The organism is Jiangella sp. DSM 45060 (assembly GCF_900105175.1).
In the GTDB taxonomy this organism is placed as follows: domain Bacteria; phylum Actinomycetota; class Actinomycetes; order Jiangellales; family Jiangellaceae; genus Jiangella.
The window spans coordinates 4,482,501-4,501,365 of record NZ_LT629771.1 but is presented as its reverse complement, the minus strand read 5'-3'; the positions used below and the strand labels follow the sequence as shown (position 1 = coordinate 4,501,365).

The 18,865-nt window shown below is 73.5% G+C and carries 18 protein-coding genes and 1 pseudogene (1 of these 19 running past the window's edge); 9 read left to right on the top strand and 10 right to left on the bottom strand.

The genetic code is table 11. The features are described 5' to 3' along the window. Positions 1-29 precede the first annotated feature (29 nt). The 9 genes from BLU82_RS20040 to BLU82_RS20000 all read left to right on the top strand — a co-directional run bounded on the left by BLU82_RS20040 (position 30) and on the right by BLU82_RS20000 (position 10,169). Positions 30-1,682, top strand: coding sequence for an ABC transporter substrate-binding protein (locus BLU82_RS20040; RefSeq protein WP_092622860.1), 1,653 nt, complete (start codon positions 30-32; stop codon positions 1,680-1,682). 63 nt (positions 1,683-1,745) lie between these two features. After that, a complete protein-coding gene (locus tag BLU82_RS20035; protein ID WP_092622859.1) occupies positions 1,746-2,705 on the top strand; it encodes an ABC transporter permease in 960 nt (319 codons plus the stop codon). Positions 2,706-2,709: 4 nt separating this feature from the next. Next, positions 2,710-3,660, top strand: a complete 951-nt coding sequence (gene opp4C / locus BLU82_RS20030; RefSeq protein WP_197682345.1) for an oligopeptide ABC transporter permease — start codon at positions 2,710-2,712, stop codon at positions 3,658-3,660. Then, positions 3,660-4,664 carry an ABC transporter ATP-binding protein gene (locus BLU82_RS20025; RefSeq protein WP_092622858.1) on the top strand — a complete coding sequence of 335 codons (1,005 nt, stop codon included), beginning with the start codon at positions 3,660-3,662 and terminating at the stop codon, positions 4,662-4,664. The genes opp4C and BLU82_RS20025 overlap by 1 nt, the downstream gene beginning before the upstream one ends. After that, positions 4,661-5,704: an ABC transporter ATP-binding protein gene (locus tag BLU82_RS20020; RefSeq protein ID WP_092622857.1), complete on the top strand. Its 1,044-nt coding sequence runs from the start codon at positions 4,661-4,663 to the stop codon at positions 5,702-5,704. The genes BLU82_RS20025 and BLU82_RS20020 overlap by 4 nt, the downstream gene beginning before the upstream one ends. Beyond that, complete coding sequence (locus BLU82_RS20015) at positions 5,701-7,317, top strand: amidohydrolase family protein (protein WP_157741144.1); 1,617 nt, start codon at positions 5,701-5,703, stop codon at positions 7,315-7,317. Before BLU82_RS20020 ends, BLU82_RS20015 begins: the two co-directional genes overlap by 4 nt. Continuing rightward, a complete protein-coding gene (locus BLU82_RS20010; RefSeq protein WP_092622856.1) occupies positions 7,314-8,180 on the top strand; it encodes an IclR family transcriptional regulator in 867 nt (288 codons plus the stop codon). Before BLU82_RS20015 ends, BLU82_RS20010 begins: the two co-directional genes overlap by 4 nt. Before the next feature lie 13 nt (positions 8,181-8,193). Then, complete coding sequence (locus BLU82_RS20005) at positions 8,194-9,030, top strand: amidohydrolase family protein (protein ID WP_092622855.1); 837 nt, start codon at positions 8,194-8,196, stop codon at positions 9,028-9,030. Then, positions 9,027-10,169 carry a zinc-binding dehydrogenase gene (locus BLU82_RS20000; RefSeq protein WP_092622854.1) on the top strand — a complete coding sequence of 381 codons (1,143 nt, stop codon included), beginning with the start codon at positions 9,027-9,029 and terminating at the stop codon, positions 10,167-10,169. Before BLU82_RS20005 ends, BLU82_RS20000 begins: the two co-directional genes overlap by 4 nt. 268 nt (positions 10,170-10,437) lie before the next feature. Here BLU82_RS20000 and BLU82_RS19995 read toward each other — a convergent pair whose 3' ends face one another. The 10 genes and pseudogenes from BLU82_RS19995 to BLU82_RS19950 form a co-directional block, all read right to left on the bottom strand. Beyond that, positions 10,438-10,920: a VOC family protein gene (locus tag BLU82_RS19995; RefSeq protein WP_092622853.1), complete on the bottom strand. Its 483-nt coding sequence runs from the start codon at positions 10,918-10,920 to the stop codon at positions 10,438-10,440. 80 nt (positions 10,921-11,000) lie between these two features. Beyond that, a pseudogene (locus BLU82_RS19990) lies at positions 11,001-11,351 on the bottom strand (DNA polymerase ligase N-terminal domain-containing protein); the annotation flags it as partial. 21 nt (positions 11,352-11,372) lie between these two features. Next, a complete protein-coding gene (locus tag BLU82_RS19985; protein ID WP_092622851.1) occupies positions 11,373-12,851 on the bottom strand; it encodes a carboxypeptidase regulatory-like domain-containing protein in 1,479 nt (492 codons plus the stop codon). A 155-nt stretch (positions 12,852-13,006) separates the two neighbouring features. After that, the gene (locus BLU82_RS19980; RefSeq protein ID WP_092622850.1) at positions 13,007-14,200 is read right to left on the bottom strand and encodes an ABC transporter permease; all 1,194 of its coding nucleotides are present in this window, start codon (positions 14,198-14,200) and stop codon (positions 13,007-13,009) included. Then, positions 14,197-14,904: an ABC transporter ATP-binding protein gene (locus tag BLU82_RS19975; RefSeq protein ID WP_092622849.1), complete on the bottom strand. Its 708-nt coding sequence runs from the start codon at positions 14,902-14,904 to the stop codon at positions 14,197-14,199. The genes BLU82_RS19980 and BLU82_RS19975 overlap by 4 nt, the downstream gene beginning before the upstream one ends. Next, positions 14,901-16,037 carry a peptidoglycan-binding protein gene (locus tag BLU82_RS19970; RefSeq protein WP_092622848.1) on the bottom strand — a complete coding sequence of 379 codons (1,137 nt, stop codon included), beginning with the start codon at positions 16,035-16,037 and terminating at the stop codon, positions 14,901-14,903. Before BLU82_RS19970 ends, BLU82_RS19975 begins: the two co-directional genes overlap by 4 nt. Beyond that, complete coding sequence (locus tag BLU82_RS19965) at positions 16,034-16,588, bottom strand: hypothetical protein (RefSeq protein ID WP_092622847.1); 555 nt, start codon at positions 16,586-16,588, stop codon at positions 16,034-16,036. Before BLU82_RS19965 ends, BLU82_RS19970 begins: the two co-directional genes overlap by 4 nt. A gap of 66 nt (positions 16,589-16,654) precedes the next feature. Next, positions 16,655-18,061 carry an ATP-binding protein gene (locus BLU82_RS19960; protein ID WP_092622846.1) on the bottom strand — a complete coding sequence of 469 codons (1,407 nt, stop codon included), beginning with the start codon at positions 18,059-18,061 and terminating at the stop codon, positions 16,655-16,657. Beyond that, positions 18,058-18,738: a response regulator transcription factor gene (locus BLU82_RS19955; RefSeq protein ID WP_092622845.1), complete on the bottom strand. Its 681-nt coding sequence runs from the start codon at positions 18,736-18,738 to the stop codon at positions 18,058-18,060. Before BLU82_RS19955 ends, BLU82_RS19960 begins: the two co-directional genes overlap by 4 nt. 53 nt (positions 18,739-18,791) lie before the next feature. After that, positions 18,792-18,865, bottom strand: the end of a protein-coding gene (locus tag BLU82_RS19950; protein WP_092622844.1) for a DUF4389 domain-containing protein. Its footprint extends 574 nt past the window's final position; 74 of the gene's 648 nt are visible here — the last part of the coding sequence; its start codon lies off the right edge, out of view — the gene reads right to left on this strand; the stop codon is at positions 18,792-18,794.

The following is an 18,865-nucleotide window of genomic DNA, read 5'->3' as shown; positions in this document are numbered from 1 at the left end:
CCGGCCAGAACAGATCCTGAGAGGTAGCTGTGAGACGTTCCCGAGCGCAACGCGCAGCCCTGATCTCCGCCGGCCTGTCCCTGATCCTCACCGTCGCGGCCTGTTCGGATCCGACGCAGAGCGACGACACCGGCAACACCAGCGACGAGGGCACCGACGGCGCCGCCGCCGAGGACACCGCCCTCAACGCGTACCTGTACCAGGCGCCGAACTCCAACTGGAGCCCGATGGCGCCGGCGCACGGGCCCGACCAGGTCGTCATGAACCTCATCTACGACTCGCTGCTGGGCGTGGACCCGGACTACCAGCTCTACCCGCGGCTCGCGACGGGGCTGCCGGAGATCTCCGAGGACGGCCTCACCGTCACCTACACCCTCCAGGAGGGGGTGACCTGGAGCGACGGCGAGCCGTTCACCGCCGAGGACGTCGTCTTCACCTACAACATGGTGGCCAACCCGGCGACCGGCAGCCCGTCGGCGGGCAAGTTCGCCGACGTCCAGGGCGCCGCCGAGGTGGCGGCCGGCACCGCCGACACCGTCAGCGGCTTCAGCGCGCCCGACGAGCACACCTTCCAGATCACGCTGACCAAGCCGAACATCGGCATCGTCGGCCTGACCGGGAACATCTTCATCATCCCGCAGCACGCGCTGGCCGACGTCCCGGTCGACGAGATGGACACGACGGACTTCTTCACGAAGAGCCCGAACGTCGGCCTCGGCCCGTACGTCTTCCAGGAGTACAAGACCGACCAGTACGTCCACCTCGTCAAGAACCCGAACTTCCGCGAGGGCGAGGTCGACATCGACGAGATCTACCTGCGCCCGGTGACCTCCGACGTCGCCACCGCCCAGCTGGGCACCGGCGAGATGGACCTGGCGCAGATCTCGCCGGCCGACCTCGCGACGGTCGAGGACCTCGACGGCATCGAGGTGGCCTCCGGCCCGGGCGCCGGCTTCATCCGCACGTCGGTGAACCAGCAGAAGCCCTATCTCTCCGACGTCCGGCTGCGGCAGGCGATGCTGTACGCCGTCGACCGGCAGCAGCTGATCGACGAGGCCCTCGGCGGCAAGGCGCAGCCGGTGAACTCCAGCTTCATGACGAACGCGCTCCCGGACGACCTGGAGACGTACGACTACGACCCGGACAAGGCGCGCGAGCTGCTGGCGGAGATGAACTGGGACCCCAACCAGGTCATCCAGCTCACCTGGATCCCGGGCCAGCGCGACCGTGACACGGCGGCCACCGTCCTGGAGGCGCAGCTCGGCGAGGTCGGCATCAAGCTCGAGCTGAACCAGGTCCAGCCCGGTGAGATGACCGACATGATGAACGCGCAGTCCTACGACATGACGCTCTACGGTGGCGGCAACTACGCGACCGAGCCGTTCGCCGTCTACCCGATCGACAGCTGCTCCACCTGGTACCCGGGCGGCGCCAACCTGTCGTACTGGTGCAACGAGGAGTTCGACCAGCTGATGCTCGAGGCCAACGCGACTGTCGACGAGGCCGCCCGCTACGACCTCTTCCAGCAGGCCGCGCGGATCGAGAACGCCGAGGTGCCGATGATCTACCTGTACAACCCCGACACCATCTGGGCGTACAGCGACCGGATCCAGGGCTTCGAGCCGATGGGCGACCAGACGAACCCGTTCTGGAACGTCCAGGAGTGGTCCCTCGACGGCTAGCGCGAGGCGTGTGGCGGGCGGGCTCGGTCCCGCCCGCCACACCCCGGGATGAGGAGGTGAGCGGTGGCGGCGTTCGTCGTCAGGCGGATCCTGGTCAACATCGTGGTCTTCATGTTGATCGGGATCGGCGTGTTCCTGCTGGTCCGCGCGGCACCGGGCGACCCGGTGCGGATGATGATCAGTCCGGAGGACCTGCAGGAGGGCAGCGAGCAGTTCATCCAGGCCCGCCGTGCGGAGCTGGGGCTGGACGATCCGATCCTCGTGCAGTACGGCCGGTGGCTCGTGGACGCGGTCAGCGGCGACCTGGGCTCGTCGTTCCTCAACCGCGAGCCGGTCAGCGGCCTGCTGCTGGAGCGGCTCGGCCCGACCGTCCTGCTGATGTCGACGGCGCTGGGGATCTCGCTGCTGATCGCGATCCCGCTGGGCACCGTCGCGGCGGTACGCCGCAACACCGGCGTCGACTACGCGGCCGCGGCGCTGAGCCTCGGTGTCATCTCGGTGCCGTCGTTCTTCCTCGGCATCACCGCGATCTACGTCTTCTCGCTGCAGCTGGGCTGGCTGCCGTCGTCGGGCATGTCCACGCCCGGCGGCGGAGGCGGCGGCGACGTGCTGCAACACCTGCTGATGCCGGCGGCGATCCTCGGCCTCGCCGCGGCCGGGCCGCTCACGCGCTACGTACGCGGCAGCCTCATCGACGAACTGTCGGCCGACTACGTGCGCACCGCCGAGGCGAAGGGCGGGTCACCGGCGCGGGTGGTCAGCCGGCACGCGCTGCGCAACTCGCTGATCCCGCTGATCACCATCGTGATGATCAACATCCCGCAGATGCTGGCCGGCGCCGTCGTGCTGGAGCAGGTGTTCGCCTGGCCGGGCATGGGCCAGCTGGCCGTGCGGGCGGTGAACACCCAGGACTACCCGGTGATCGTCGGGTTCGCGCTGTACGTGGCCGCGCTGGTGCTGGTCTGCAACCTGGTCGCGGACATCGCCTACGCCGTCGTCGACCCGAGAGTGAAGGTGGCATGACGTCATGAGCGATCTGCGACCCTCCCTGGACACCGCCGACGTCGCCGCCGCTCAGGAGGCGGTGGCCGCCGAGCCGGGCGCCGGCGGCCCGTCGCCGCGCCGTCGTTCGCCCCGGGCCATGGCGGTGCGCCGCTTCCGCCGCAACAAGGTGGCCGTCGGTGGCGCGGTCTTCCTGGTGATCCTGCTGCTCCTGGCGGTCTTCGCGCCGCTGGTCGCGGGCCAGTCGCCGTACTCCGTCGATCTCGGCGCGATCCGGCAGCCGCCGTCGTCGGAGCACTGGCTCGGGACCGACGCGTCCGGCCGCGACGTGTTCGCGCGGCTGGTGTACGCGGCCCGGGTCTCGCTGATGGTCGGCGTGTTCGCGGCGCTGCTGGCGGTGCTGTTCGGGACGCTCGTCGGTGCGGTCGCCGGGCTGTTCGGCGGCTGGCTGGACACCGCGTTGATGCGCACGGCGGACATGATGCTGTCGTTCCCGAACATCGTGGTCGTGATCGTGCTGGCGGGCCTGCTCGGCCCGAGCATCCCGATCCTCGTCATCGCCATCGCCGCGTCGGAGTGGCCGACGGCGGCGCGGCTGGTCCGCGGCGTCACTCTGGCGGTGCGCGAGCGTGAGTACCTGCACGCGGCTCGGGTGGCCGGGGCGTCGCGCGGCTGGCTGCTGCGCAAGCACATCGTGCCGGCCGCGATGGGCCAGATCGTCGTCGTCGGGACCCTCGCGGTGGCCGGCGCGATCCTGTCCGAGGCGGTGCTGTCGTTCCTCGGCCTCGGTGTTCAGCCGCCGCAGGCCAGCTGGGGCAACATGCTCAACGACGCGCAGAGCCTGACGGTGATCCAGTCGATGCCGTGGCTCTGGCTGCCGCCGGGTCTGGCGATCGCGGCGACGGTATTGTCGGTCAACTTCGTCGGCGACGGCCTGCGCGATGCCGTCGATCCGCGGCAGTCGGGGAGGTCGTAGTGCAGAGCACCGAGCCGCTTCTGGTGATCGAGGACCTGGCTGTCGAGTTCCGCACCGACGAGGGCGTGGTCAAGGCCGTCGACGGCGCGTCGTTCACCGTCGGGCGGGGCGAGATCGTCGGCGTCGTGGGCGAGTCCGGTTCCGGCAAGAGCGTCACCGCGATGTCGATCCTGGGCCTGGTGAAGTCGGGCCGGCGGGCCGGCGGGACCATCCGGTTCCGCGGCCGCGACCTCGCGACGCTGCCGGCGAAGGAGCTGCGCGGCATCCGCGGCGCCGAGATCGCGATGATCTTCCAGGACCCGATGACGGCGCTCAACCCGGTCGTCACGGTCGGCCGGCAGATCGTCGAGGCGCTGAAGCTGCACGACCGGAAGCTGTCGAGGTCAGCCGCCCGCGACCGCGCGATCGAGCTGCTCGCGCTGGTCGGCATGCCCGACGCCGCGGCCCGGTTCAAGCAGTATCCGCACGAGTTCTCCGGCGGCATGCGCCAGCGCGCCATGATCGCCATGGCGATCGCCAACGGCCCCAGCCTGCTGATCGCGGACGAGCCGACCACGGCGCTGGACGTCACCATCCAGGCGCAGGTGCTCGACCTGCTCAGTGTGGCGCAGCAGGAGACCCAGGCGGCGACGCTGCTGATCACGCACGACCTCGGCGTGGTGGCCGAGCTGGCCGACCGCGTCGTCGTCATGTACGCCGGGCGGGTGGTCGAGCAGGGCGACGTCACCACCGTCTTCACCGAGCCGCGGCACCCGTACACCGTGGGGCTGCTGGAGAGCCTGCCCCGGCTGGACCGCGACGTCGACGAGCTGCACCCGATCCCGGGCAGCCCGCCGAGCCTGCTCGCACCGCCGTCGGGCTGCCCGTTCCATCCGCGCTGCCCGCTGGCCCGCGACCGCTGCCGCACCGAACGGCCGCAGCCGCGCGTCGTCGGTGCCGGGCACCACAGTGCCTGCCACTTCGCCGAGGAACTCGCGGCCGTCCACCCGGAGGTGACCCGATGAGTGTCGAGACCGCGGCCGCCGAACGGCTGGACCGGCTGGGCGAGGAGGTGCTGCGGGTCGAGGACCTGACGATGCACTTCCCGATCCGCGGCGGCGTGCTGCGCCGCCCGGTCGGCGCGGTGCGGGCGGTCGACGGCGTCTCGTTCGCCCTCGACCAGGGCGAGACGCTGAGCCTGGTCGGCGAGTCCGGCTGCGGCAAGTCGACCACCGGGCGCATGGTGGTGCGGCTGCTGGAGCCGACGTCCGGGCGGATCCTCTACCGCGGCAACGACGTCGCGACGATGGGCGAGGACGAGCTGCGGCCGTGGCGCAGCAAGTCGCAGATCGTCTTCCAGGACCCGTACGCGTCGCTGTCGCCGCGCATGACGGTGCACGACATCGTCGCCGAGCCGCTGCGCGTGCAGGGCCGCTACCGCAACGGCGGCGCCGAGCGGGTGGCCGAGCTACTCGACCTCGTCGGGCTGCAGCCCGAGCACGCCAACCGGTACGCCCACGAGTTCTCCGGCGGCCAGCGCCAGCGCATCGGCATCGCCCGCGCGCTCGCGCTCGACCCCGAGCTGCTCGTGCTGGACGAACCGGTCAGCGCGCTGGACGTGTCGATCCAGGCGCAGGTGGTGAACCAGCTGCGCGAGCTGCAGCGCCGCCTCGGGCTGGCGTACCTGTTCATCTCGCACGACCTGTCGATCGTGCGGCACGTGTCGCACCGCATCGCCGTCATGTACCTCGGCGTGATCGTCGAGACCGGCACCCGCGACGAGATCTTCACCGCGCCCCAGCACCCGTACACCCAGGCGCTGCTGTCGGCCGTGCCGGTGCCGGACCCGCGGCTGCGCGGCGCCCGCGAGCGGATCACGCTGACCGGCGACGTGCCCAACCCGGCGAACCCGCCGTCGGGCTGCCGGTTCCGGACCCGCTGCTGGAAGGCGCAGGCCAAGTGCGCCGAGGAGGTGCCCGTGCTGGAGGACCGGCTCGGCGCCGGCCACCCGAGCGCCTGCCACTTCCCGGAACTGCTGCCGGTGTTGCCTGGAGCCGCCTCGTGACCGACCTGGTGATCAGCGGCGGCACGATCGTCGACGGCACGGGCGCGGACGGCGTCCGGGCCGACGTGCTGGTGTCCGGCGGGGCGATCGCCGCGGTCGGGCCGGGCCTGGCCGCCGGATCCGCCGCCGCCGCCGAGGGCGCCGCGACGATCGACGCCACCGGGAAGGTCGTCTGCCCGGGCTTCGTCGACCTGCACACCCACTCCGACCTCACGCTGCTGTCCGCGCCGCACGCGCGCAGCGCCGTCCACCAGGGCGTCACGACGACGGTGATCGGCAACTGCGGGCTGGGCGTCGCGCCGCTGGCCGGCGGCGCCGACGTCGACGGCGTGCGGGCCGCGGTCGGCTACCTCGACCTCGACCCGTCCGTCGACTGGAACTGGCGCTCGTACGGCGAGTACCTCGACGCCGTCGCCGCCGCCCGCCCCAGCGTCAACGTCGCCGGGCTGGCCGGGCACCTGCCGCTGCACGCGGGCGTCGTCGGGTTCGACGACCGCCCGCCGACGCCGTCCGAGCTGGACGAGATGACGTCGCTGCTGGCCGCAGCGCTGGACGACGGCGCCGCCGGGCTGTCGACCGGGCTGATGTACGCGCCGCTGACGTTCGCCGCGCGGGGCGAGCTGGTCGCGCTGGCGCGCGTCGTCGCCGAGTACGACGCCGTGTTCGCCTGGCACCTGCGCGACTACGCCGACGACGGGCTGGCGGCGGTGCGCGAGGCGCTGGAGGTCGCCGCCGCCACCGGCGTGCGCACCCAGCTGTCCCACCTCACCTCCGTCGGCCGGCGTAACTGGGGCAGCGTGGCGGCGGCGCTGGAGCTGGTCGACGCCGCGCGCGCCGACGGCCTCGACGTCGCCGTCGACATGTACCCGTACCTCGCCGGCAACGCGCCGATGGCGCAGCGGCTGCCCGCGTGGGCGCAGGCCGGCGGCGACGTCGCGATGCGGTCCCGGCTGGCCGACCCCGAGGCGGTCGCGCGGATCCGGGCGCACTGGTCCGAGCAGCCGCTGGGCTGGGACGAGGTCACCGTCAACTCCGCGCCCGACCCGGCCGTCGTCGGGCACACCGTCACCACGCTGGCCGCCGACCGCGGCGTCGACGCCGACACCGTCGCGCTGGACCTGCTGGCCCGGCACGGCAACGCGGTGTCGATGGTGGCCGGCGGCCGCGACGCGGGCGACCTGCGCGCCGTGCTGGCCCATCCCGCGTCAGTGATCGGCTCGGACGGTCAGGCGCTCGACGTCGACGGGCCGACGGGCAACGGCATGCCGCACCCGCGGTCGTACGGCGCCTACCCGCGGCTGCTCTCCGATCACGTCGCCGACGGCACCCTGACGCTGCCCGAGGCGATCCGCAAGTGCACCTCGGGTGCGGCGCGCCGGGCGGGGATCACCGATCGTGGCACGATCACCGCAGGGCAGGCGGCCGACATCGTGATCCTCGACGTCGGACGGCTCGCCGACCGCGCCACGTTCGCCGACCCCAGGCAGTACCCCGCCGGCGTCGACGCCGTGATCGTCAACGGCGAGCCGACGATCGCCCACGGGCAGCACACCGGCGCCCGCGCCGGACACGTACTCAGAGCAGGGACGAAGGACAAGGGGCAGCGAACATGAGACCCGTCGCCAGAACCACCCGCCGCACCTCGGTCGACGACGATCGGCCGGCGTCGGCGAACTACCACGCGAACGCACTCGCGCGCGGCCTCGCGCTGATGGAGCTGCTGTCGACCGGCTCCGAGCCGTTCACGCTGGTCGAGATCAGCGAGTCGACCGGGCTGCCGAAGAGCACGCTGGTCCGGCTGCTCGCGGTGCTGGCGGAGATGGAGTACATCGTCCGCGTCGACGAGCGGCCGTCGTACCGGCTCGGGCACAAGGTGCTGCGGCTGTCCAACGCGTACATGTCGTCGCTGGACCTGTCCGTCGTCGCCGATCGGTATCTCGCGCCGCTGGCCGACCGCACGGGCCAGACGGCGAACCTGGGCATGCTCGACGGCGACCAGGTGATCCACGTCGGGGTGCACGAGCCGGACCGGCCGATCCGGTTCCACGCCAGTCCCGGCGTGCGCGACCACACCTACTGCACCGGCCTGGGCAAGCTGCTGCTCTCGCGGCTGCCCGCGGAGCGGCTGGCCGAGCACCTCCCGCCGGCCCCGTTCACCCGGTTCACCGACGACACCGTCACCACGATGGACGAGCTGACCCGCGAGCTGCGGCTGATCGAGCGGCGCGGCTACGCCTTCGACGACAACGAGCGCAGCGTCGGCCTGCGCTGCGTCGCCGTCCCCGTCGAGCTGGACGGCGAGGTGCTCGCGGCGGTCAGCGTCTCGGGCCCGTCCGGCGAGTTCGGCCAGGACCGTCAGCAGTTCTACCTGGAGCGGCTGATGGAGACGGCGGCCGAGCTGGCTGGCGACCCCGACACCGCCGCCGCCATGCGCATCGTGCACAGCTCACTGCGTCCCGCCCGTTCCGCCGGCTAGGAGGCCGCCCGCGATGTTCGACGTCCACACCCACTGTCACCAGCCCGAGCACTGGGGTCCGGAGTGGCGGGCCAACTGGGCGCCCGTCTACCACCAGGAGGAGGCGCACTCGTTCACGCCCGAGGAGTACGACCGGGCGATGAAGGAGGGCGGCGTCTCCGTGGCCTGCGTGTTCGGCCTGCGGGCGACGGCGGCCGGGGTCGCGACGCCGAACGAGTACGTCGAGTGGTTCTGCGCGTCGACCAGCACCGAGACGATCGGGTTCATGGCGCTGGACCCCACCGACCCCGACGTGCTCGAGCAGCTGGCGGATGGCGTGGCCCGCGGCCTGCGCGGCATCAAGCTGTACCCCGTGCTGTCGCTGTTCGACGCGCGCGACGAGCGGTTCGACGAGTTCTACCGTGCCGCGACGGCGGCCGGGCTGGTCATCCTGTGGCACATGGGCGCGACGCCGAGCCCGTCCGGATCGCTCCTGGTCAGCCAGCCGCTGGTGGTCGACGAGGTGGCCCGCCGGCATCCGGACCTCACCATGGTGATGGCGCACATGGGGCACCCGTGGCAGCGCGAGGCGATGGTCGTGTGCCGGAAGAACCGGCGCGTCTTCACCGACGTCTCCGCGTCGTGGGCGCGGCCGTTCGACGGGTACCACGCGCTGGTCCGCGCCCAGGAGTGGGGCGTCGTCGACAAGCTGCTGTTCGGCTCGGACTTCCCGATCTGGACGCCGGCGCAGGCGGTCGCCGGGCTGCGCGAGATCGCCGCGATCCGGCCGCCGACGATGCCGTACGTGCTGCCGTCGACGCTCGAGTGGCTGCTCGACGGCGATCCGCGCGAGGCGCTGGGGCTGCTGTGAGCGTCGCCACCCGCGCAGCGGTGCTGTGGCGGTTGGGTGCGCCGCCGCCGTACGCCGGTGGCTCGGCGCTGACGGTGGAGTCGCTGGCTCTTTCCGGCCCCGAGGCCGGTGAGCTGCTGGTGCGCGTCGAGGCGGCCGGGCTCTGCCACTCCGACCTCTCGGTCATCAACGGCAGCCGGCCGCGGCCGACGCCGATGGTGCTGGGCCACGAGGCGGCCGGCGTCGTCGAGGCGGCCGGTCCCGGCGTCATCGACGTCGCGCCCGGCGATCACGTCGTCATGACGTTCGTGCCGTCGTGCGGGCACTGCCTCGAGTGCGCCGCCGGACGGCCGGCCATGTGCACCGTCGGCGCTGCCGCCAACGGCGCCGGCGTACTCGTGTCCGGCGGCACCCGGTTCTCCCGTGGCGACGAGGAGTTCGCGCAGCACCTCGGTGTGTCGGCGTTCGCCGAACGGACCGTCGTGTCGCGCGGCTCCGTCGTCGTCGTGCCGCCGTCCGTCCCGTTCGACGTCGCGGCGATGCTCGGCTGCGCCGTCCTCACCGGCTTCGGCGCCGTCGTCAACACGGCCGGCGTGCGGCCGGGGGAGTCGGCGGTCGTGTTCGGGCTGGGCGGGGTGGGGCTGTCCGCGGTCATGGCGGCCGTGCTGGCCGGCGCGCACCCCGTCGTCGCCGTCGACACCGTGCCGTCGAAGCTCTCGCTGGCCGCTTCTCTCGGCGCGTCGCACGTGCTCGACGCCACCGCGGACGGCCTCGTGGACGCCGTCCGCGACCTCACCGGCGGCGGTGCCGACCACGCCTTCGAGTGCGTCGGCAGCGCCGCCGTCCTCGAGACCGCGTTCGCCGCGACCGCCCGCGGCGGCGCCACCGTCGCCGTCGGCCTCCCCGACCCGTCGCACCGCTCCGCCCTGCCCGCCGTCACCCTGACCGGCGAGGGCCGCGTGCTGCGCGGCTCCTACATGGGCTCGGCCGCGCCGGCCCGCGACATCCCGCGGCTGATCCGGCTGTGGGAGGCCGGCAAGCTGCCCATCGACCGCCTCCACACCGCCGACCTCGCCTTCGACGGCCTCCCCGCCGCCTTCGACGAACTCGCCTCCGGCCGCGCCGTCCGCCAGCTCCTCCGCCCGTCCACCCAGGCGTGATGTTCAGCAAGGTTGTCCAAACCGGATGATGGGTGGAAGGCCGACAGCTCCACTCCACATCCGGGAGGCCTTCACCCATCTACCGCAACGCCGTAACCGATCGCACAACCTGCCTGGACGTCACACCTAGGGAGTGGCTCCTGAAGGATGCGGTGCAGACGTGGCGGGTTGAACGGTGGTTGGCGGTTTGACGGCGCTCTGGCACCCACGAACCGCCAACCATCCCCGGCGTCGCGGGTGTCGGCGCCCGCCAGCCCGAATCGGTTCGTCAGGCCGTGCCCTCGTAGGCGGCCGTCAGGGCGGGGAGGTCGAGCTTGACCATCGACATCATCGCGGCGGCGGTGCGCCCGGCCTTCTCCGGGTCCGGGTCGCTGAGGTAGCGCAGCAGTTGCACCGGCGTGATCTGCCACGAGACGCCGAAGCGGTCCTTCAGCCAGCCGCACTGGGTGGCGGTGCCGCCACCGGCCAGCAGGGCGTCCCAGTAGCGGTCGATCTCCTCCTGCGACTCGCACGCGACGAACAGCGAGACCGCGTCGTTGAACCGGTCGTGCGGCCCGCCGTTGATCGCCATGAACTGCTGGCCGGCCAGCTCGAACGTCGCCGACTGGAGGGTGCCGGCCGGGAACGGGCCGCCGGCGCCGTAGCGGGTCAGGTCGGTGATGCGCGCGTCGGGGAAGATCGACGTGTACAGGTTCAGGGCGTCCTCGGCGGTGTCCTCGAACCACAGGAACGGGATGATCTTCTGGCTCATGGCTGGCTCCTTCGTTTCGGCGCCGGTCCGTCCGGCGGCTCAGCAGTGGGTCGGAGCCGCCGGACGGTTCTCGACACCTCCGGCTGTTCGAGCGTCCGGCGCAGCAGCCACCCGTCGCCGGTGCGGATCAGCGCGTACCGGGCCGGGTCGTCGCGGCCGTGCAGGGTGAAGATCATCCGCCGCTCGGTGCGGTCGTGCTCCTCCCACCAGCCGGTGTCGGCGACGGACTTGTCCTCGTCCTCGTAGCCGAGATGGTCGAGGTCGTGGTCGGGCACCTCGACGGCGAGCCGGTTCTCGCCCGGCGCGCGGGGGAGGCCGCGCGGCACCGCCCACGACCGCAGCACGCCGTCCTCCTCGAGGCGCAGGTCGAAGTGGTGCCGTGGCCGGCGGTGCTCGTGCAGCACGAACGCCGGCCGCGCGTCATCCCCCATGCGACGGGTATACCCCGTCGGTCACCCCATGACGCGGCGGCGGACGGCGAAGGCGGCGGCGCCGGCGGCCACGAGCAGGACGGCGACGGCGGCGGGCCCGGTTCCGGCGCCGGTGTCGGGCAGTTCCCCGCCCGGCTCCTCGGTGGGCGACGGGGTGGGCGACGCGGACGGTGACGGCGTCGCGCTGGGCTCGTCCGTGGGCGACGGCGTCTCGCTCGGCTCCTCCGTCGGCGTGGGCGTCGGCGTGGGCGTCGGCGTCGGGTCGGCCGTCACCTGCAGCGGCTCCTCGACCGGCACCGTCACCGGGACCTCCGTCGGCGACCCGCCCGGCGGCGTCACGATCAGCTCGTACTCGCCGGCCGGCACGTCGGGCAGCACGAAGTGCCCGTCCTCGTCGGTGGTGGTCTCGGCGACCACGTCGCCGTCGCCGTCCTCGAGCACGACCTCGGCGTCCGGGATCGGCTCGCCGTCCGGGTCGGTGACCGTCCCCGGCACCTCGAACACCTCGGACTCGTCCGGCATGAGGTCGAAGTCGACGCCGGTCGCGTCCTCGTCGACCACGTCGGCCGGCAGCGTCGACGGGCCGACCGCGACCAGCCCGTCCGGGACCGTCATCGTCACCTCGTAGTCGCCGGGCGCGATCCCGTCGAACGAGTACGTGCCGTCGTCGGCGGTCGACGTGGTCGCGACGACCTCGCCGGACGGGCCGGTCAGCGTCAGCTCCACCCAGGCCTGCGGCTGCGACCCGTCCAGGGTCACCGTGCCCGCGACCGACCGCAGCCGCGACGCGAACCAGGTGTGGTAGACGGGGAAGCCGGTCTGCCAGGCGAACTCGACGGTCAGCGACGACAGCGCGACCCGCGGCCGGAACCAGCCGGACGCGCCGCCGGTGTCGGGACCGTTGCCGGTCAGCGTCACGGACGACGCGTCGACGGCCGACACCGGCAGGTCGAAGCCGGGCTCGCCGGCGGGCGGGCCGGACGAGCACACGCCGCTGGGCCGCGGCGACGCGTCGCAGTAGTTGAAGACGTCCTCGAAGCCGAGGTCGGCGCCGGAGACGGGATCGCCGGCGGCGTCCAGGGCGGTCACGACGGCGGTGTCGGAGTCGATGTCGCCGAGCGCGAACCCCCACCCGCCGGCCGGCGTCGGCGTGTCGAAGACGTAGGTGGTGGTGGACGGCGACCCCGCGGCGTCGGCGGCCGGGCGCAGGTTGACGTACGGATGGCCCTGGCTGGACCCGAACTCCTCGCCCCACGGCGTGGCCGCGGAGATCCAGTTGGACGCCCCGCTGGGCACCGACGCCGCGGCCCGCGAGTCGCTGGTGAACGTCGTCGACGGGAAGCCGGGCGGCAGCGTCACCGTGCCCGAGTAGTCGCCGCCGCCGCCCGTCAGCGTGATCTCGCCGTACGACGCCTCCGCGTACGCCGTCCCGACGGTCGCCAGCATCAGCGCCCCCGCTGTCGCGGCGACCGCCGCCACTCGTCCCAGGCCGCGCCGCATGTCCCCGTTTGTCCCTTCGCATTCCAGCAGGTGAACGCGGTCATTCAACCCACGGTCCCCGCCCGCCGCCACCGATTCGGGCAAACGGGCGGGGTTGTCGGTGCCCGCCCGTAGGGTGGGAAGCCCTCCCAGCCGGGCGGGCAATCACCCCGGGCTCACACCGACGACAGCGCCGCCGTCGGTGGCATCCGGGCCGCGCGCGCCGCCGGGTAGGCCCCGGCCAGCGCCCCGACGACGATGGTCGCGCCGGCCGCGCCCGCGAGCACCCACACCGGCAGCGCGAACGGCCACTCCCGGCTCGACGCGAACGCCGCCGTCGCCGCGCCGCCGAGCAGCGCGCCGCCACCGCCGCCGAGCGCCGCCAGCAGCACCGACTCGCCGAGGAACTGCCGCCGGATGTGCGCCCGGGTGGCGCCCAGCGCCCGCCGCAGCCCGACCTCCGAGCGCCGTTCCAGCACCGCGATGACCATCGTGTTCGCCACCCCGATGCCGCCGACCAGCAGCGCGACCCCGCCCAGCGCCAGCAGCAGCGTTGTCAGCGTCTCGTCGGTCGCGGCCTGTGCGGCCAGCGCGTCGGACGGCCGGCTGACGGCGACCTCCTCCGGCGCCGCGGGGTCGACGGTGGCCGGCAGCAGCGCCCGCACCTCGTCGACCGATCCCTCGGCCACCCGCTGGTACACCGTCGTCGGCGCGCCGTCGAAGCCGAGCAGCGACTCCGCGACCGGCCAGCCGATCAGCGCCGACGTGTCCAGCTCCGGCGCCAGCGGCACCGGGTCGAGCACGCCCGCGACGGTGAACCACTCGCCGCCCAGCCACACCTGCACGTCGCCGTCGGTGCGCGAGATCCCGAGCAGCTCCGCCGTGTCGGCGCCCAGCACCACCACCGGGAACGCGCTGAGCACGTCGTCCAGCCAGCGGCCGGAGGCCACCGTCGCGCTGACGGTGTCCAGCAGGTCGGTCCGGGCCGCGCTGACGGCGATCGCGTTGGTCTGGTTCGGGTCGATCTCGTCGTTGCGGTACACCGCGGTGTCCGGGACGATCCCGGCCGCGCTCACCGAGTCGACGTCGTCGAGCCGGCCGACCATGTCGACGGCCTCGCGCGGCAGCTCCGCCTCGCTGACGAACGACTGGCTCGGCGCGACCGTCAGCAGGTTGGTGCCGAGCGCGTCGAGCTGCTGGTTCACCTGCTCGCGGCTGGACGCGGAGATCCCGACGACGGCGACCATCGCCGCGATGCCGACCGCGATGCCCAGCGCCGACAGCACCGCACGCAGCGGCCGCGCCCGCAGCCCGGAGAACGCCACCCGGACGGTGTCGCGCGGGCGCAGCCGCGACCGTGCCGCGCTCACGTCGCCACCGCGACGGACTCGTCGGACTCGATCCGCCCGTCCAGGATGTGCACCTGACGCGGGAGCTCGGCCGCCACCCCGTGGTCGTGGGTGATGACGATGACGGTCGTGCCGCCGTCGTGCAGCTCGTGCAGCAGCTTGAGCACCGCCGCGCCGGACGCGGAGTCCAGCGCGCCGGTCGGCTCGTCGGCCAGCAGGAACGACGGCCGCCCGACCAGCGCCCGGGCCACCGCGACCCGCTGCCGCTGCCCGCCGGACAACTCGTTCCCGCGGTGCCGCAGCCGGTCGGCCAGCCCGACGCGGGACAGCGTGCGGGCCGCCCGGCGGCGCCGCTCGCGCAGCGACACCCCCGTGTACAGCAGCCCGTCGGCGACGTTGTCCAGCGCGCTGACGCCGGGGGAGAGGAAGAACTGCTGGAACACGAACCCGATCGAGTGCGCCCGCAGCGCCGACAGCTGCTTGTCGGACAGCGTGCCGACGTCGCGCCCGTCGATGCGCACCTCGCCGGCGTCGGCCCGGTCCAGCGTGCCGAGGATGTTCAGCAGCGTGGACTTCCCCGACCCGGACGGCCCGACGATCGCGACCAGCTCGCCGGGCGCGACGCTCAGGCTGACGCCGTCGAGCGCCCGCACCGGCGGCCGGCCGGGGTAGCGGCGGTGGACGTCGCGCAGCCGGATCACCGGCTCCGCGGTTGTGACGGTCATCGCCCGGCCACCCCCACGACGTCGCCCTCCGCGATGCCGTCGCCGACGACCTCGACCCGGCCGTCGGCGAACAGCCCCAGCTCGACCGGGACGACCGACGTCGTGCCGTCGGCCGCGATCACCTCCAGGCCGTACCCGCCGCCCGCGACCGCCAGCAACGCCGTCACCGGCACCACCAGCACGTCCGGCCGCTCGTCCACCGGCCGCACCACGTCGACCGGCGAGCCGACCAGCGCGGCGTCCACCGGCTCGGCCAGCGCCACCTCGACCTCGACGACGGCGTCCTCGGCGCTCGCCGCCTCCTCCTCGCCCGGCGCGCCGGCCGCCGGGGGCGCCTCCACCACCGTCGCCGCGGTCACGGTCCCGGCGGTCTCGGCGCCGCCAGGCAGGACGACGGTGACGGCGGTGCCGACGGCGAGCAGGTCACGGTCGGCGACGTCCACCTCGAGCGTCGCGACCTGGTCGGTGCCGGTGACGTCGAGGACCGGTGACCCCGGGGTGACCGGGGCGCCGAGGTCGCCGTACACCGTCCCGACGCGGCCGCCCTCGGGCAGGAACACGACGTCGGACCGGGCCACTGTCCCTGTTTCGGGGGCGCCGACGTCCTCCTGCCACTCCTCGACCGCCTCGGCGGTGTTGCCGGTGTACTCGTCGTCGGCCGTGAACCCGTCGTACCCGAGGGCCTCCAGGTTCGCCTCCAGTTGCTCCACGTCGATCCCCTCGTCGCCGATCCCCAGGTCGCGGTACATCGGGATCGTCCCGAGCAACGCCGTCACCGGCTGTTCGTCCAGACGGAACAGCTCGGTGCCGCGGGTGACCTCGGTGTCGGTGGCCGCGACCCGCGTGAGCGTGCCCTGGGCGGCCGGGACGCCGAGCGCGTCGCCGTGGCCGAGCGTGCCGGACCACGTCTCGGTGGCGGCGATGGTGTCGCGCACCACCTCGGCGGTCGCGGCCGGTCCGGTGGCCGCGTCCACCGCCTCGCCGCCGTCGTCGCGCGGCAGGTACCAATACGCACCGCCGGCCCCGGCCGCGGCGACGACGCCGAGCGTCAGCCAGACCAGCTTCGCCCTGCCCCGTCGAGGCCGGTCCAGCTCGGCGTCGAGGTCGTCCTGGTGGTCGAGGGTCGCGGTCACCGGCCGCCGCCCGGGCCGATCCGGATCGGCGCGCCGTCGAGCTCGGGCTGGCAGGTCGTCATGGCGGCCTGGAACTCCGCGCTCTGCGGGTCGACGCCCGCGGGCATGGTCAGCCTGCCGTCGGCGGCGGGGTCGGGCATGTCGACGCCGTTCTCGCGCATGCACTCGGTGAAGGCGCGCAGCGACTCCAGGTCGTCGGGGCTGGTCTCCTGCATCTCGCCGCCGTTGGGCAGCAGCGACCGGCACTCCTCCATGGCCGCCTCGGAGCCCGGTGGCAGCTGCAGCTGGACGCCGGGCTGGCCCGGGTCCGGGTCGGGCATGTCGACGCCGTTCTCGCGCATGCACGCGTAGAAGTCCAGCTCGGCCTGCTCCGGGTCGGTCACGCCGCCGCTGCCGCCTCCGCCGTCCGACGTGCTGCCGCCGCCACCGGTGCCGGCCGCGCTCACGTCGTCGTCGCCGCCGTCGTCGGAACCGCACGCCGTCAGCGCGACGGTCAGCACCAGGGCGACGACCGGCAGCAGGCGGGAACCGCGCCGGGTGGATCGGGTCATGATGTCCTCCGGGACGTCGTGGTTGTCTGTGCGACACCCACGCTCCCGGCGCGGCATGAGACGTCCTTAGGGCCGGTCTAAGAGCGGGCTGAGAATCGGCTGCGGCAGCACCAGGCTGAACGCGGCGCCGCCGCCCTTGCGCCGTCCGGCCGTCACGGAGCCGCCGTGCAGCTCCGCCGCCTGCGCGACGATGGCCAGCCCCAGCCCGGAGCCGTGCCGTTCGCGGGCGGCCTGGCCGCGGTAGAAGCGGTCGAAGATCCGCGGCAGGTCGCCGTCGGAGATGCCCGGTCCGCGGTCCAGCACCCGCACCCGCGCGCCGTCGGCGGTCTCGTCCAGCAGCACCTCGACGGCGCCGCCCGGCGGGCTGACCTGGACGGCGTTGCGGATCAGGTTCGCGACCGCGCGCTCCAGCAACACCGGGTGCACGACCGCCTCGAACGGGCGGCCGGCGACGGTGACCGTGACGGCCGGGTCGATCCGCCGGGTGCGGGCGGCGGCCCGGTCGACCAGTGCGCGCAGGTCGGTCTCCAGCAGCGGCTCCGGCTCGGCGCCGCCGCGGGCCAGCTCCACGATCTCGCCGACCATGTCGGACAGCGCGGCCGCCTCCGCCTCCAGATCGCGCAGCAGTCCGGCCCGGTCGGACGGCGCCAGGCGGCGGTCCGGGTGCTGCTCGCTGCGCAACAGCACGCCGAGGTCGTTGCGCAGCGTCGTCAGCGGGGTGCGCAGCTCGTGGCCGGCGTCCTCCACCAGCTGCCGCTGCTGCGTCCGGGCGTCGTCCAGCGCGGCCAGCATCGCGTTCACCGAGCCGGCCAGCCGCGCGACCTCGTCGCGGTGGTTGCCCGGCGGGTCGATGCGGTGCGCGAGGTCCTTCGTCGTCGCGACCTGCTCCGCGGCGTCGACCAGCCGGTCGATCGGACGCAGCCCGGTGCGGGCCGTCGTCCAGCCCAGCGCGGCGGCCGCGGCCACGCCGACGCCGGTGATGCCGGCCAGCAGCCAGGCGATCCTGGTCAGCGTGTCGTGCACGTTCGCCAACGGCTGCACCAGCCGCAACGCGCCGCCGGCGTCCAGCGACGCCGTCATCACCCGGACGTCCTCGCCGTCGATGGTCTCGCTGCGCAGCAACGGGCTCTCGATCTCGCCGGCCAGCATGCGCTGTTCCTCGTCGTCCAGGACCAGCGCGCCCGGGTCGTTGCCCGGCGGCAGCCCGGGCTCGACGGCGCCGTCCGGGGTGATGGTCTGCAGCCCGAGTGGTTCATTCCCCATCACCAGTGAGATTCGGTGCCGGGAGCCCTGCGGCAGCTCGGCGGCCGTCCGCGCCATCTCCTCGACGTCGGGGATGCGCGACAGCAGCCGCTGGTCGATCTCGTCCAACAGGCTGGCCCGGATCAGCAGCCAGGCCGCGACCGAGGCCGCGACCACCGCCAGCGCCACCGCGGCCGACGTCAGCAGCGCCAGCCGCGCGCGCAGCGTCACGGCCCCACCGCGCGCAGGGTGTAGCCGACGCCGCGGACGGTGTGCAGCATCCGCGCCTCGCCGCCGGACTCCAGCTTCCTGCGCAGGTAGCCGATGTAGACGTCCAGTGAGTTCGTCGACCCGTCCAGGTCGCAGCCCCAGACGCCCTCGTACAGCTGGGCGCGCGTTAGCACCTGGCGGGGGTGCCGCATGAGCAGCTCCAGCAGGCCGAACTCCGTCCGCGTCAGCGAAATGTCCCGGTCCGCCCGCCGCACCTGCCACGTCTGCGGGTCCAGCCGCAGGTCGCCGACCGCCAGCGGCGCCTCGTCCGCCGTCGATCCCGTGCGCCGCAGCATCGCTCGCAGCCGCGCCAGCAGCTCCTCGTGGGCGAACGGCTTCACCAGGTAGTCGTCGGCGCCGGCGTCCAGGCCGAGCACGCGGTCGCGCACGGCGTCGCGGGCGGTGAGCATCAGGACGGGGGTGCGGTCGCCGTCGCGGCGCAGCCGGCGGCACACCTCGATGCCGTCGAGGTGCGGCATCATCACGTCCACCACGAGCACGTCCGGGCGCACGTCGGGTAACCGGTGCAGCGCCTCGACCCCGTCGGCCGCGGTCGTGACGGCGTAGCCCTCGAAGCGCAGCGACCGCGCCAGGGACTCCCGGAGCACCGGCTCGTCGTCGACGACAAGGACCCGCACGGTCCCAGTGTGCGATGCGAGGTTAAGAGCAGCCTGAGAAGCGCCGGCGCCGGTCAGGGCGCCAGCCGGAACGGCGGGTACTGGTCCGTCACGAGCGTGACGGCGTACCCGGTGACGCGGTTCTGCC

Coding starts and splice junctions, on each gene's coding strand:
- opp4C (WP_197682345.1), top strand. CDS start 2,710: ATGAGCGATCTGCGACCCTCCCTGGACACCGCCGACGTCGCCGCCGCT.
- BLU82_RS20020 (WP_092622857.1), top strand. CDS start 4,661: ATGAGTGTCGAGACCGCGGCCGCCGAACGGCTGGACCGGCTGGGCGAG.
- BLU82_RS20010 (WP_092622856.1), top strand. CDS start 7,314: ATGAGACCCGTCGCCAGAACCACCCGCCGCACCTCGGTCGACGACGAT.
- BLU82_RS20005 (WP_092622855.1), top strand. CDS start 8,194: ATGTTCGACGTCCACACCCACTGTCACCAGCCCGAGCACTGGGGTCCG.
- BLU82_RS19995 (WP_092622853.1), bottom strand. CDS start 10,920: ATGAGCCAGAAGATCATCCCGTTCCTGTGGTTCGAGGACACCGCCGAG.
- BLU82_RS19985 (WP_092622851.1), bottom strand. CDS start 12,851: ATGCGGCGCGGCCTGGGACGAGTGGCGGCGGTCGCCGCGACAGCGGGG.
- BLU82_RS19975 (WP_092622849.1), bottom strand. CDS start 14,904: ATGACCGTCACAACCGCGGAGCCGGTGATCCGGCTGCGCGACGTCCAC.
- BLU82_RS19965 (WP_092622847.1), bottom strand. CDS start 16,588: ATGACCCGATCCACCCGGCGCGGTTCCCGCCTGCTGCCGGTCGTCGCC.